The sequence below is a fragment of the Nocardiopsis lambiniae genome (genome assembly GCF_031845465.1).
GTDB lineage: Bacteria > Actinomycetota > Actinomycetes > Streptosporangiales > Streptosporangiaceae > Nocardiopsis > Nocardiopsis lambiniae.
This window is the reverse complement of record NZ_JAVREP010000013.1, coordinates 143,087-155,777: the sequence shown is the minus strand read 5'-3', so window position 1 is coordinate 155,777 and position 12,691 is coordinate 143,087. Positions and strand designations below refer to the sequence as shown.

Genomic DNA, 12,691 nt, shown 5'->3' with positions numbered 1-12,691 from the left:
CCCAGGCTCTCCGCCGCGCGCACCCCCGAGGCGCACCCGTCCTCGTGGAAGCCCCATCCGTGGTGGGCGCCGGCGAACGCGATGACGCCGTCGTCCAGGTCGGCGATCCGGCGTTGCGCGGCCAGTGCCGCGGGGGTGTACACCGGGTGCTCGTAGTCCATCTCGGCCAGGACGTCGTCCGGGCGGACGCGCCCGTCGTCGTTGAGGGTGACGAGGTGGCGTCGGCGGCCGGGCAGGTGCTGGAGCCGGTTCATGTCGTAGCTGACCCGCACGGGTCCGGCGTCGGGGTCGCAGGAGGGCAGTCGGTGGTTCCAGCTCGCCCGCGCCGCCGGGTCACGGGGCAGCACCGAGGCGTCGGTGTGCAACAGGGTGCGGTTGCGGGAGTAGCGGAACGCGCCCAGCACCTCGCGCTCGGCGGGGGTGGGCCGGGGCAGCAGGGCCAGGGCCTGATCGGCGTGGACCGCGATGACGGCGGCGTCGAAGTCCTCCTCACGGCCGTCGAGGCGCAGGCGGACCCCGTCGGGGACGCGCTCCACCGAGCGCACGGGGGTCCCGGTGCGCACGACGTCGAGGTTCTTGGCGACGCGTTCGACGTAGGACCGGGATCCGCCCACGACGGTGCGCCATCGGGGCGAGCCCCAGATCCCGAGCATGCCGTGGTTGGCCAGGAAGGCGAACAGGTAGCGGGCGGGGTAGTCCAGGGCGGTGCCCGGGGGGCACGACCAGACCGCCGAGACCAGGGGGACGACGAAGTGCGCCACGGTGTAGGGGCTCAGGGCGCTCTGCGCGGCGAACTCCCCCAGGGTGGGCCCGGGGTCGGCGTCGGGTGCGTCGAGCAGGGCGCGGGCGGCCCGGTGGAAGCGGGGGATCTCGGTGAGCATGCGCACGTGGGCGCCGGTGGCCCGGGGGCCGGTGGGCAGCAGGGCGCGCGGCCCCCGGGAGCCGGCGTACTCCAGGCCGCAGCCGTCGCAGGCCACGGACAGGCTCATCTCGGTGGGGCGGGTGTCCACGCCCAGTTCGTCGAAGAGGCGGATCAGGTTCGGGTAGGTGCGGCGGTTGTGGACGATGAACCCGCTGTCCACGAGGAGTTCGGCGCCGTGTTCGTCGGTGATCCGATGAGTGTGGGCGTGCCCACCCAGGCGGTCGTCCGCCTCCAGCAGCGTCACCTCGGCCCGTTCTCGCAGGATGTGCGCGGCGGTCAGTCCGGAGACGCCGGAACCGATGACGGCGACGCGTCTGCGTCGGGGGATGTGCCTGTCCTGGACCACGGATGTCCCTTCCCTGGGGGCTGATATCGGGTATTCGGATCAGGTGGGCGCGCGGATGGGTGCGATCGCCCGACCGGCCTGTGATGTGAGTCACCAAGGGTGGTGAGGAGCAGGGGAAGATCCCGTGGGTTCTGGACATCCGGCCGTGGACACAGCACGGTGGACGAATGCGTGTACTACGACCGATCGACCGGCTGGACCGACGACTCCACCGTCTCGTGACGGGCCTGGGGGCGCCCGTCCTGGACCCCTATACGCCCAAGTTCGTCCAGGCCACGGACAACATGGCGCCGTGGTTCCTGATATCGGCGACGATGGCCGCCACCGGCGGGCCCCGGGCCCGGCGCACGGCCCTGCGCGCCATGATCGCCGCCGCCGGCGCCAACGCGATCTCGGCGGGCGTCAAACACCTGACCGACCGCCCCCGCCCGGACGTGTCCGGGGTGCCCCGGTCCCGGCTCCCCTACCGCGACTACGGCAGCTCCTCGTTCCCCTCCGGGCACACGGCCGCCGCCGTCGGCTACGCGGCCGGGATCGCCGCCGACGCCCCGCGCCCGCTCGCGGCCCTGGTCGCGGCCCTGGCCGGGACGGTGGCGGTGTCCCGGGTGCACAGCGGCGTCCACTACCCGGGCGACGTGCTGGGCGGGGCCCTCATCGGCCTGGGCGCCTCGTTGGCGGCCCGCGCCATGGTGCCGCCCCGTCCGGAGCTGACCCACGGGGCCACGACCCTGCCCGAGGACGTCCACCACCCCGGGGAGGCCGGCGGAGAGGCTCTCGCCACCGGGACCCTGCCCGGAACGGGGGTGACGGTGGTGTGCAATCCCCGCTCCGCCGACGTGCTCCCGGCCGCGGTGGCCGAGGGGGCGACCGCGTCGAACGCCATCGGCACCCCCTCCCGGATCGCACGGGCGCTACCGGGTGCCACGATCGTCTCCCTCTCGGAGGACGACGACATCGTCGAGGTGATGGACCGGGCGGCCAAGGCCGGCGAGGTGCTGGCGGTGGCCGGCGGCGACGGCACCGTCAACGCGGGGGCGCGCGCCGCCATCGACAACGACAGGCCGCTGCTGGTGATCCCCGACGGCACCCTCAACAACTTCGCCCGGACCCTCGGACTGACGTCGGTGGACGTGGCGCTGCGCGCGTTCTCCGACGGTCGGCTGGCCCGGGTGGACGTGGGCGAGGTGGACGGACACCTGTTCCTCAACACCGCCTCGTTCGGCTCCTACCCGCGCATGGTGGAGCGGCGCGACCGGTGGGCGCCCCGGATCGGCAAGTGGCCGGCGTTCGCCTGGGCCCTGTGGCACGACCTGCGGGAGGTCGCCCCCACCCCGGCCGTGGTGGACGGCCGACCGACGAAGGTGTGGTGGGCGTTCGTGGGCAACTGCCGCTACCGCACGCACGCCCGGGTCCCGGCGCTGCGCGAGAGCCTGGTGGACGGTCGGCTGGACGTGCGGGTGCTGGGCGCGCGCAGCCCGTTCCCGCGGCTGCGCGCCGTCCGGGACGTGCTGTTCGGCCGCCACCAGCGGGGCGAGGGCTACCGGGAGAGGACCGCACGGGAGCTGGTCCTGACGCTCCCCGAGGAGCCGCGGCTGCTGGCGGTGGACGGCGAGGTGATGGAGGCGTCGCGAACGGTGCGGTTCACCAAGCGGCCGGGGGCGCTGCGGGTGTTCGTCCCCAGGACCGAGCGGCCCTGACCGATGTCATCGGCGTCCGCGGGCACGGCCGCCGATGAGGAGGGTCAGGCCGGCGCCGACCAGCCAGGAGTCCTTGGCGATGGGCAGGCCCTCGGGGGTGGGCCGCAGACTCCCGGGACGGCGCAGGCCGGGGGTGCGCAGGTACATGCCGAGGAGGCCGGCGCCGAACGCGGTGAGTCCGGCGCCCGCGAGCCTGCCGGGCACCAGCGGCACCAGCAGGGCGCTGCCCAGGGCGATCTCCCCCGCGGAGAGGAGCTTGACGAAGGTGACGGGGTCGACGTCCTTGAGGAAGGGATAGGTGCCCACCGCCATCCCGTGCAGTCCGCGGGCGGTGTCCTCGTCGACGTCGTACTTGTCCAGCCCCGAGTTGAGGATGAACGCGCCGGTGGCCACGCGCAGGGGAAGGTCGCCGATGCTCAGGGGCAGTCGCATGTCGTCTCCGTGAACCGAACCGATAGATGACTCCGGGCAATGTGAATGCTACCCAGGGTCACCATGTGGAGGCGGGGACGACCCGCCGGGGTCACAGCCGGTCGACGATCTCCACCAGCGCGTGCCAGGCCTCCTCGGTGTCGCGGTCGCGGATGTGCGGTCGCGCGAACGCCTCCGTGAACTCCGCGACGTCCTGGAGGTCCCACCTCGACCGGTACAGCTCCAGCCGGGCCGGATCGACGGTGTGTCCGGAGGCGTCGGCGTAGCGTTCGAGGTCGGCGTCGTCCTCCACCACCAGCCACAGGTCGCGTTCGGGGACGGCGAGCCCCACGGTGTCCCAGTCCACGAGCAGGGGGTTCGGCCCCCGCCAGACCACGTTGCCCGGGTGGGGTTCGCCGTGGGTCACCACGACCGGGGCGCCCGCCAGTTCGGCCGCCCGCCGGTCGTACTCCTCCAGGCGGGCGCGCACCCGTTTGGTGTGCTCGGCCAGCAGGTGTGCGACGGGTTCGGCGAAAGGTCCGCCGGCCCCCATCCGGGAGGGTTCCTCCAGGACCGTGTCCAGGTGGAAGCGGTGCGCGATCGCCGGCGGGGACAGGGCCGCGCTCCGGGGCGGTGTGCGCCGGTGCAGCCGGGCGAGGGTGTCCAACAACAGGCCGCGCAGGTACGGGGACGCGTGCCGGCCGAAACCGCCCGAGGCGCCCTCCACGTAGGGGAAGACACTGAGCACCCGGTCGCGGCCCACCGCCCGGATGGTGCGCCCCTCGGGGGTGCGCAGCGGGGCCACGACGAACCCCAGTCCGGCCTCGTCGTGCAACCGGGCGGCGGTGTCCATGGCCGCCGCCAACCGCTCCCGCGCGGCGGCCGGGGTCGGGCCCAGGTAGGCCTTGTGGGCGAGGTCGGCGACGGTCGCGAACCAGCGCCGCCCCGAGGTGTCGGTGACACTCCAGTGGTGGTCGGCGAAACCGACGGGCAGATGGGTGAACGCGGCCGGACGGATCCCCCAGGCGCCCAGGGCTTCGCCGACGCGGTCCTCGTGGAGGTCTGTCAACGGTTCCCGCATGCGGCGAAGTTACCAGCGCGCCCGGCCGGGCGCAGGCGTTTTCCCGGGTTCGGCCGGCCGGTCAGGGCAGCAGGCCGTGCAACCGGACCGCCTCGGCACCGCGCGCCACCGTGACGAGCGCGCCGGGAACGGCCACGGCCCGGTGGTGGTCGGCCCCGCTCCCCAGGGGCAGCGGCCCCGCCTCCCCCACCGGATCGAGGACGGAGAACCGGGGGTCGCCGTCGAAGGGGACCGACCACACCGCCGGCACCTCCCGGTCCGCGTCCGGAGCGGAGAGGGGGACGACGACCGCGTCGGAGAGCGCCACGGCCGACGCGGGACCGTACCCGGGCAGGTCGGCGGCGTCCAGGGCGGCGGTGACGACGATCCCGCCCTCCGGCGACACCCGGTGGACCAGCAGCCGGTCGGCGGCCGTCTCGGTGACGACCGCTCCCCCGGTGTCGGCGCGCACGAGCACCGACCGGCCGTCGGTCCAGGGTTCGGCGGTGATCCGCACCGCGTGCGACCCGTCCCGCGGGTCCAGGATCACCGGCGCGTCCTCCCCCATGAGGGGATCGACCACGATCACGGGGCGTGTGTCGGCGTCGATGACCGGACCGCCGACGCGCAGGGCCGGGAACTCCTCCAGACCGGGCAGTTCCCGGGTCCAGCGCACCCGACCGTCGCGCCGGTCCAGGGCGGTGACCACCCCGGTCAGGTGCGCGCCGGGGGTGTCGGCGATCCTCGCCGGGTCGGTGTCGCGCGCCCGCCCCTCGGGAACGCAGGCGTAGGCGAGCAGGAACAGGTCGGTCGTGCGCAGGGTGTTGTCGGCGTTCCACCCCTGCCAGGGCGCGCAGACCCGGCCGGGCTCCTCGGGGACGGTGAACGACCAGGCCTCCCGGAGGGTGGCGGTGTCGTGGGCGACGATCCGGGGGGTGTCGTCGTCCTCGGTCCGGGAGTGGACGAGCACGCCCGAGGCGACCGTCAGGACCGTGGTCGTGGTCCCGGCGGGCGGGGGCGGAACGGTGAACGTCTCCACCGTGCCCCCTCGGGCGGTGTCGAGTTCCACCCAGGTCGACGCTCCGGTGCGATCGGGGTCGTCGGGGTCGCCGTGCGCGATGTGGATCCGGGTGCCGCCGCCGTACACGGTGGCGCGGGCGTCCGCGCCGCGCAGCCGGTAACGCCACAGCTCGTCGCCGGTGATCCCGTCCAGGGCCACCACCCCGTCGTCCAGGACGACGATCGGGCCGAGGGTGCCGGGGACGACGCGCACCAGGGTGTCGTCCCCGGGAAGGGTCCGGGTCCAGGCCGTGGTGGTGACCTCGGCGGGGATCGGCGGCGCGGTATCGGGGACGGACTCGGCGAGGGTGTGCTCCACGGCCAGGGACAGGGTGAGGGCGCGCACCCCGAATCCGGCGATCAGGGCGCAGGCCAGTCCGGCGGCGGCCGGGACCAGGGAGCGGCGCGCCGGGAGCGACCGCATCCGGCGCAGTCCGGCGACGACCAGGAGCACGCCCGCCCCGGCGGCGGACAGCCCGGCCCAGGACGGCACCCCGGGGGCCAGCGACAGCGTGGCCCCGCCCAGGACCAGCCCGACACCGCACCAGCCCAGCGGGCCGCGCGAGGAGGTGGTCCGTGCGTCCTCGACGATCGTCCGATCCTCGACCACGCGCGTCTCCTCACGTCCCGGGCGCGGATGCGCCGACCATACGACGCGCGACGGTCGTGTTCGGTTTTCCCGGCGGTCCACGAACGGTCGTCGGGACGAGCGGGCCGGCACCGCCGGTGTTCGCGGGCGGGGGTGGACGCGCTCGTGCGATCCCGCTCCCGTGGCGCCCCGGGGCGGGGAATGTCGGTGGGGTGCGGTTCACTGACGGCCCCGAACCCTCCCTCGTCCCCCGGAGTCGCCGTGGACACCCTCGACCTGGATCCGCGCACCGTCCGCCGACTGGCCGTCCGCCGTCAGCGCCTGGCCGGTCCCCGCCCCGGGCCCGGCGCCGACGGGCTGCGCGAGGTGCTGCGCGATCTGCGCTGCCTCCAGATGGACCCGATCGGTGTGGTCGCCCCCAGCCACCTGCTGGTGCTGTGGAGCCGGGTGGGCCGGTTCGATCCGGCCGACCTGGAGTCGCTGCGGTGGCGGGAGCGGTGGTTGTTCGAGTACTGGGCGCACGCGGCGTCGATGGTGCTCACCGAGGATCTGCCGCTGCACCGGGGACTGATGCGCCGGTATCCGCGCGCGGACTCGCGGCTCGCGGAGTGGGCCCGGGTCAACGCGGAGCTGCACGAGCACGTCCTGTGCCGGTTGGCGGAGGCCGGACCGCTGCCCACCGACGGGTTCGAGGACCGGGCGGTCGTGGCGTGGGAGTCCACCGGCTGGACGGCCGGGCGCAACGTGGAGCGGATGCTCGACCTGCTGTGGACCCAGGGGCGGATCATGGTGGCCGGGCGGCGGGGCCGCACCCGGATGTGGGACCTGACCGACCGGTGTCTGCCGCCCTGGGCGGACCGGGGTGAGTGGGACGACGCCGAGATCGAGGAGCGGTCGGTGGAGCACGCGCTGCGCGCGTTGGGCGCGGGGCGGGCCCGGGACGTGCGCCGACATTTCGTGCGCGAACGCCACACCGACCCGGCGGGGGTGCTGGCGCGCCTGGAGTCGGCGGGCCGGGTGGCGCGGGCCCGGGTGGCGGGGTTCGGGGACGCCGAACCGTGGTTCGTGCACGTGGACGTCCTACCGCTGGTCGAGGAGGTCGCCGGCGAGGAGTGGGGCGGGCGGACGACGGTGCTGTCGCCGTTCGACAACCTGCTGTGCGACCGGGAGCGCACGGCGCTGCTGTGGGACTTCACCTACGTCAACGAGATGTACACCCCCAGGGCGAGACGGCGGTACGGGTACTACGTGCTGCCGATCCTGCACGGTGACCGGCTGGTGGGGCGGATCGCCGCCCGGGTCGACCGCCGACGCGGGGTGCTGGACCTGGAGGGCGTGTACGCCGAGGAGCACGTGGTCGACGACTCCGCGGGCGCGGCGATCGCGGAGGCGGTCGGCGACCTGGCCGGATTCGCGGGGGCGGGGGCGGTGACCTGCTCGGGTCCGGTGCCGAAGGTGTGGCGGGCGGAGCTGGCGGCGGCCGGGCGAGTGTGAGGGGGGCCGTCCGGGCCCCGCCCGCGGTGCCCCGCCACACCCGTGCCAGGGGAAGTGTTTACGCGGGATCGTCCAAGGACGGGCGGGCGGATGGGCAGGAACCAGGGGAAAGGGCGGGACCGGCGGAGCGGGGGCGACATGCGGGCGTTGCGATTGCACGGGGCGAGGGATCTTCGGCTGGACGAGGTGCCCGAACCCCGACTCGCCCCCGGGTCGGTGAAGATCCGGGTCGAGTGGAACGGCCTCTGCGCCTCCGACCTGAACAACTACCTGCACCCCGCCATGCCCGACGAGTACCTGCACCCCGTGCTGCGCACCCACGGTCCCCACGTGCAGGGGCACGAGTTCTCGGGACGGATCGTCGAGGCGGCCTCCGACGTCGAGGGCCTGCCCGAGGGCGCGGTGGTGGTCGTGGAGCCCCTGGTGTTCGACGGCACCTGCGCCGCCTGTCGGCGCGGCGCGTACAACCTGTGCGAGAACTTCGGCTTCATCGGTCTGATGGGGGGAGCCGGAGGCCTGGCCGAGTACGCCGTGGTGCCCGCCGACCGGGTGCACCGGATGCCGGAGGGCATCTCCCCCACGGTCGCGGCGCTGGTGGAGCCGATGGCGGTGGCCTGGCACGCCGTGCGCCGCGCGGGCCTGGTCCCCGGTGAGTCGGTGCTGATCGTCGGGGCCGGTCCCGTCGGGCTGGAACTGCTCATGGTCGCCCGGGCGTGGAGCGCCGGTCACATCACCGTCAGCGAGATCTCGGAGACCCGCAGGCGACAGGCCGTCGACTTCGGCGCCGACCTGGTGCTCGACCCCACGGAGGTGGACGTGGTCTCGAAGGTGCGCGCACGCGCCCCGGGCGGGGTCGACATGGCGTTCGAGGCCTCGGGCGCGGGCACCCCCGCCCTCCTCACGATGATCGGATCCCTGCGCAAGGGCGGCCGGGCGGTGACGGTCTCCCAGGGGCGCCCCGTGGAGTTCGACCCCACCGTCCTGATGCTCGCCGAGATCGACCTCACCGGGAGCTTCGGCTACGACGGGCCGGACTTCCCCGCCGTCATCGAGTCGATTCGGATCGGCAACCTGAGCCCCAAACCCCTGATCACCGACCGCATCTCCCTGGAGGAGGCACGGGAGAGGGGGTACGAGGAGCTGCTCGCCCACGGCGACCGCCACGTGAAGATCCTGGTGCACCCCTGAGGCCTCCCCGCCCCGGCGGGCCGGCCGGGACGGGGCGATGGAGGGGCCGCGCGCTCCCCAGGGGGCGGTGAAATTTCGACCAAAATGCGCCAAGTACCCCCTTTCTCCGCACCATGCGCGCTCATCGGTGTTTCGCTTGTCCGATAGGCCATCACCATGAGTGACGAGAGGGGCGCCATGGCGCAGCCGATCGATACGGCGCCGGGGACGGCCCGGAACCACTGGATCCCGCTGGGGCTGGCCGCCGCGATGGCCGTCCTGCTGCTCGTGGGCTGGTCCCTGCTCAACGCCCTCGTTCCGGGGTCCGAGCGCGTCCGCGCCGGAGACGAGATCGTCATCGGCGAGGGCGGCGGATACCGGGCGTCCCTGACCCTGCCCCAGGACGGATGGACCCTCGACGTCGGATCCAGCCGGCTCGGAGAGTCCTACCGGTTCCACCGGGGGACCGTCGACCTGACCGTCATCACGGTGACGCCCGTCGGCGACCCCCTGCCCGACGCGAAGCTCTTGTGGGAGGGCATGGGCGACCTCGCCCGTGCCGGGGACCCCACCTCTCGGCTGGGAGAGCCCGCGGTGATCACCGCCGAGGACGGTTCCGAGGGGCTGACCGGTGTCCTGCGGAGCCGGACCGAGGAGGGCGCGGCCACCCTGTACACCTCCCCCGACGGGGTGTTCGCCGTGGAGATGACCCTGGGCGGGCGGGACGCGACCCCCGCCGACCTGGAGGCGGTCGCCGACGTCGCCCGCGCCATCACCTTCACCGAGGAGGGCGGCCGATGAGCCAGGCACCCAACGAACCCCGCCTCCCGGACACCACGGCCGGAGCGGTACCGTCCCAACGCCGCTCCCACGCCGACGCGCCCGGTCCCCGGCGGGTGCCGATGCCGCGCGAGGAGGAGCGCACCGTCCTGGGGTACCACCTGCCCGCGCTGGTCTCGATGCTCCTCATCGGCCTGGCGTGTCTGCTCGGGCTGATCGCGCTGACGCTCCGGTTCGCGGGCGCCGTGCGGATCTTCTTCGGCGAGGCCGCACTGGGGCTGGTGTTCTCCACGGCGACCCTGCTCTTCGGGTTCTGGCTGTTCCGCCGGATCCGACCGGTGCGCGCCCCCGCGCTGCCCGCCTCGCTGGTGGCGGTGGCCTGGGGACTCACGGCGGCGACCGGCGGCGCGCTGCTCGCCAACGGGTCGCTGAACGGGATCTGGTCCAAGACCATGGGTCTGGAGTTCAGCGGGGTCTGGGGCGCCGCGATGACGGCGCCGGTCAACGAGGAGCTCCTGAAGCTCGTGGGGATCGTCCTGGTGGCCATCGCCTTCCCGCGCGCCGTGCGCGGACCCGTGGACGGGTTCGTCATCGGCGCCCTGGTCGGCCTGGGCTTCGAGGTGACCGAGAACCTCATCTACGCGATCAACGCCGTGTTCCAGGCGGGCGGGGTGAACGGCGCGGAGGCCGTGACGCAGACGACCCTCGTCCGACTGCTCCTGACGGGTCCGGGCTCGCACTGGGCGATGTCGGCGGTCGCGGGCACCGCCGTGGGCCTGGTGGCCGCGGCCGGTTGGCGGCCGAGCGGACGCCGCGCGCTGGGTGCGCTGGCGCTGGTGCTGACGGCGATGGCGATGCACTGGCTGTTCGACGCGCCGCTGCTCGGCGGCTCGGGCGGCGTCGTGGTCAAGGTCCTGTTCAACTTCGCGATCGCCATGATCGTGTACTTCGTGGCGCGCGACGTCCACCGCCGCCGGGTACGCCGGGCACTGGCCGAGGAGGGTGAGGAACTGGGCATCCGCCGTTCGGCGGCGATCGCCCTGGCCCGCCGGAACGGGCGTCGCAAGGCGCTGCACTCGGTGGCCGAGGACGAACGCGCCCAGGTGGGCGAACGTCAGGAACGGATGGTGGAGGTCGCCGAGGACCGCGCCTTCACCCACGGCGACTGACGCACCCGTGTCCGAGGGGCCGGGAGGATCAGAGCCGCTCCCCGGCCCCTTCCGCGTGTCCCGGGGTGCTCGCGTCGAGCGGTTCCCGGGCGAGTCGCCCGGCGAGTTCCCGAACCCGGGCGACGACGGACCGCTCCTCCTCCGGGGTGGGCGGGACGCCGCGGGCCATGGCGGCGTCCCACTCCAGGAACACGTGGAGGAAGAGCAGGTGGTCGTGGGTCCGCGCGCCTTCCGCGGCGGCCCCGCACAGGTGGTGGTACACGTCCTCGGCGGCCCCGACCGCCGCGGACGCGTCCGGATCGCCGTCGAGGAGGCGGGCACAGATCCGACGGGCCGCGTACAGGTGCGCCTCGTCCCCGGTCGGCCAGGCCAGACCGAGCTCGTCCAGGGCCCGATCGAACAGGACCAGGGTCGGGTCGGTGCGACCGAGCCAGGCCACCTCCCGCAGGCTCGGTGAGTCCAGGCCCCGGGCCAACGCCTCGGCGGCGAGCATCGGCAGGTCGACGTGGCCCGGGTTCAGCACGACCTCCATCAGCCGTTCGCGCAGCACGTCCATGCGGGGGCTCCTCAGGAGGCGGGTCGGGTGAAACGGTGGAGGAGGGTGCCCTCGGACTCCAGGATCAGGCGCGGGACCAGCTCCAGACCGGCCGGGGCGCCGACGGCGATCCGGTGGGCGTCCCCGCCCGCCAGCAACGGGACCGTGGTCAGACACAGCTCGTCGAGCAGACCGGCGGCGGCCATGTCGGCCAGCAGCGACGGTCCGCCCTCGCACAGCACCCGTGACAGACCTCGGGCGGCGAGGTCGGCCACGGCCGCCGCCAGGTCGACCTCGGCGTCGCCGTGGACCAGCACCCGGTCGGCGCCGAGCAGGTCGCGGGCGCGGACCAGCGCGGCCTCCCCCGCGCCGCGGCGGGTGATCAGCAGGACCCCGCCGCGGTCGGGCGCGGCCTCGGCCAGCGACGGGGGCACCGCGGCCGAACGGCTGACCACCGCCAGCTCCGGGCAGCGGGTGCGGCCCGGCCGGGTCCGCGGGCCCGGCCTCCCGTAGTCCTCGGCGCGGGCGGTGCCCGCGCCCACCAGGACCACGTCCGCCAGGTCCCGCAGCAGCGTGTAGACCTCGCGGTCGGCCGAGGTGTTGATGGACCCGGTCAGCCCGTCGGTCCCCGCGCCCGCGCCGTCGAGGGTGGCGACCATGTTGGCGCGCGTCCGGTGTTCGGGGTGGGCGTACAGCGCGGCCAGCGTCCCGTCGGAGACGGTGGCGCCCGGGGCCGCCGCCTCGGGGACCAGGTCGTTGAGCAGTACCCTCACGCGTCCTGCCCCGGCCAGGACGCCACCAGGTACAGCACCCCGAAGGGATCGTCGGCGTAGAGCAGGCGGGGCGCGGTGACGACGGAGTCGTCCAGTGCCCGGGCCATCACCTGGAGGGCGGCACGGCCACCGATGAGCAGTTCCGCGCACAGGTCGGGGTCCAGCGCCAGCAGGGACGCCCGGTCCGCGCCGGCCAGGGCCGCGCGGATCGTGTCGTCCACCGCGAACGTGCGCTCGTCCAGGTGCCCGGGGGCGCGCGGGCCGCGCCGGGCCCCGGCGTCGGCCATGACCAGCAGCCCCACGCGTTCGGGGCGCTCCGCCAGGGCCCGGCCCCGCAGGGCGACCTCGGCGGGGTCGGCGTCGGCGGCGATCGTGCCCATCTCCACCGGCACCCGCGCGTCGAGGTCGTCCAGCAGGCGGCGGGCCACCGCCAGGGAGGTCGGCAGCGCCTCGTCCCCGGGCACCCGCTCCCCCGGGCCACCGAACGCCGAGAGCGCGATGCGCCCCTCGACCCGGTCGGCGGAACGGATGTCCGCGCCCAGCACGACGATGACGTCCGGGGCGGCCTCCAGCAGGACGCCGACCGCCTCCTCGCACGCCTTGCGCAGGTCGGCGGCCACGTCCCGGCCCCCGGTCAACTCCCGCAGCAGCAGCGGGGGCTGTGGGCACACAGCGGTGGCGACGATCAA

Annotated in this window: 12 protein-coding genes; 5 read left to right on the top strand and 7 right to left on the bottom strand. The window is 74.5% G+C overall.

Going from position 1 to position 12,691, the window contains the following annotated elements; genetic code table 11:
- Positions 1-1,268: NAD(P)/FAD-dependent oxidoreductase (locus RM479_RS19375; protein WP_311513125.1), on the bottom strand; the 1,268-nt coding region annotated here is incomplete at its 3' end.
- 167 nt (positions 1,269-1,435) lie between these two features.
- Here RM479_RS19375 and RM479_RS19370 point away from each other — a divergent pair.
- Positions 1,436-2,965 carry a bifunctional phosphatase PAP2/diacylglycerol kinase family protein gene (locus RM479_RS19370; RefSeq protein WP_311513124.1) on the top strand — a complete coding sequence of 510 codons (1,530 nt, stop codon included), beginning with the start codon at positions 1,436-1,438 and terminating at the stop codon, positions 2,963-2,965.
- A 6-nt stretch (positions 2,966-2,971) separates the two neighbouring features.
- On the opposite strand, the gene RM479_RS19365 is transcribed toward RM479_RS19370, so the two are convergent.
- The 3 genes from RM479_RS19365 to RM479_RS19355 form a co-directional block, all read right to left on the bottom strand.
- Positions 2,972-3,397: a hypothetical protein gene (locus RM479_RS19365; protein WP_311513123.1), complete on the bottom strand. Its 426-nt coding sequence runs from the start codon at positions 3,395-3,397 to the stop codon at positions 2,972-2,974.
- A gap of 91 nt (positions 3,398-3,488) precedes the next feature.
- Positions 3,489-4,457 (bottom strand): phosphotransferase, encoded by a 969-nt coding sequence (locus RM479_RS19360; protein ID WP_274807967.1) that lies wholly within the window; start codon positions 4,455-4,457, stop codon positions 3,489-3,491.
- A 61-nt stretch (positions 4,458-4,518) separates the two neighbouring features.
- Positions 4,519-6,105 (bottom strand): hypothetical protein, encoded by a 1,587-nt coding sequence (locus RM479_RS19355; protein WP_311513122.1) that lies wholly within the window; start codon positions 6,103-6,105, stop codon positions 4,519-4,521.
- Positions 6,106-6,345: 240 nt separating this feature from the next.
- Between RM479_RS19355 and RM479_RS19350 the strand changes: the two genes are divergently transcribed.
- From RM479_RS19350 to RM479_RS19335, 4 genes are all read left to right on the top strand, one after another.
- Positions 6,346-7,578 carry a winged helix-turn-helix domain-containing protein gene (locus RM479_RS19350; RefSeq protein WP_311513121.1) on the top strand — a complete coding sequence of 411 codons (1,233 nt, stop codon included), beginning with the start codon at positions 6,346-6,348 and terminating at the stop codon, positions 7,576-7,578.
- 90 nt (positions 7,579-7,668) lie between these two features.
- Positions 7,669-8,766 (top strand): 2,3-butanediol dehydrogenase, encoded by a 1,098-nt coding sequence (locus RM479_RS19345; RefSeq protein WP_311513120.1) that lies wholly within the window; start codon positions 7,669-7,671, stop codon positions 8,764-8,766.
- A 156-nt stretch (positions 8,767-8,922) separates the two neighbouring features.
- Positions 8,923-9,546 (top strand): hypothetical protein, encoded by a 624-nt coding sequence (locus RM479_RS19340; RefSeq protein ID WP_311513119.1) that lies wholly within the window; start codon positions 8,923-8,925, stop codon positions 9,544-9,546.
- Positions 9,543-10,694, top strand: coding sequence for a PrsW family intramembrane metalloprotease (locus RM479_RS19335; protein ID WP_311513118.1), 1,152 nt, complete (start codon positions 9,543-9,545; stop codon positions 10,692-10,694). The genes RM479_RS19340 and RM479_RS19335 overlap by 4 nt, the downstream gene beginning before the upstream one ends.
- A gap of 28 nt (positions 10,695-10,722) precedes the next feature.
- On the opposite strand, the gene RM479_RS19330 is transcribed toward RM479_RS19335, so the two are convergent.
- The 3 genes from RM479_RS19330 to RM479_RS19320 are packed head-to-tail and all read right to left on the bottom strand — an operon-like array spanning position 10,723 to position 12,691.
- Positions 10,723-11,250 carry a hypothetical protein gene (locus tag RM479_RS19330; protein ID WP_311513117.1) on the bottom strand — a complete coding sequence of 176 codons (528 nt, stop codon included), beginning with the start codon at positions 11,248-11,250 and terminating at the stop codon, positions 10,723-10,725.
- An 11-nt stretch (positions 11,251-11,261) separates the two neighbouring features.
- A complete protein-coding gene (locus RM479_RS19325) occupies positions 11,262-12,002 on the bottom strand; it encodes a dihydrofolate reductase family protein (RefSeq protein WP_311513116.1) in 741 nt (246 codons plus the stop codon).
- Entirely contained in the window at positions 11,999-12,691 is a 693-nt protein-coding gene (locus tag RM479_RS19320; RefSeq protein WP_311513115.1) for a class III extradiol ring-cleavage dioxygenase family protein, read from the bottom strand. The genes RM479_RS19325 and RM479_RS19320 overlap by 4 nt, the downstream gene beginning before the upstream one ends.

Coding starts and splice junctions, on each gene's coding strand:
- RM479_RS19330 (WP_311513117.1), bottom strand. CDS start 11,250: ATGGACGTGCTGCGCGAACGGCTGATGGAGGTCGTGCTGAACCCGGGC.
- RM479_RS19370 (WP_311513124.1), top strand. CDS start 1,436: ATGCGTGTACTACGACCGATCGACCGGCTGGACCGACGACTCCACCGT.
- RM479_RS19345 (WP_311513120.1), top strand. CDS start 7,669: ATGGGCAGGAACCAGGGGAAAGGGCGGGACCGGCGGAGCGGGGGCGAC.
- RM479_RS19360 (WP_274807967.1), bottom strand. CDS start 4,457: ATGCGGGAACCGTTGACAGACCTCCACGAGGACCGCGTCGGCGAAGCC.
- RM479_RS19365 (WP_311513123.1), bottom strand. CDS start 3,397: ATGCGACTGCCCCTGAGCATCGGCGACCTTCCCCTGCGCGTGGCCACC.
- RM479_RS19335 (WP_311513118.1), top strand. CDS start 9,543: ATGAGCCAGGCACCCAACGAACCCCGCCTCCCGGACACCACGGCCGGA.
- RM479_RS19340 (WP_311513119.1), top strand. CDS start 8,923: ATGAGTGACGAGAGGGGCGCCATGGCGCAGCCGATCGATACGGCGCCG.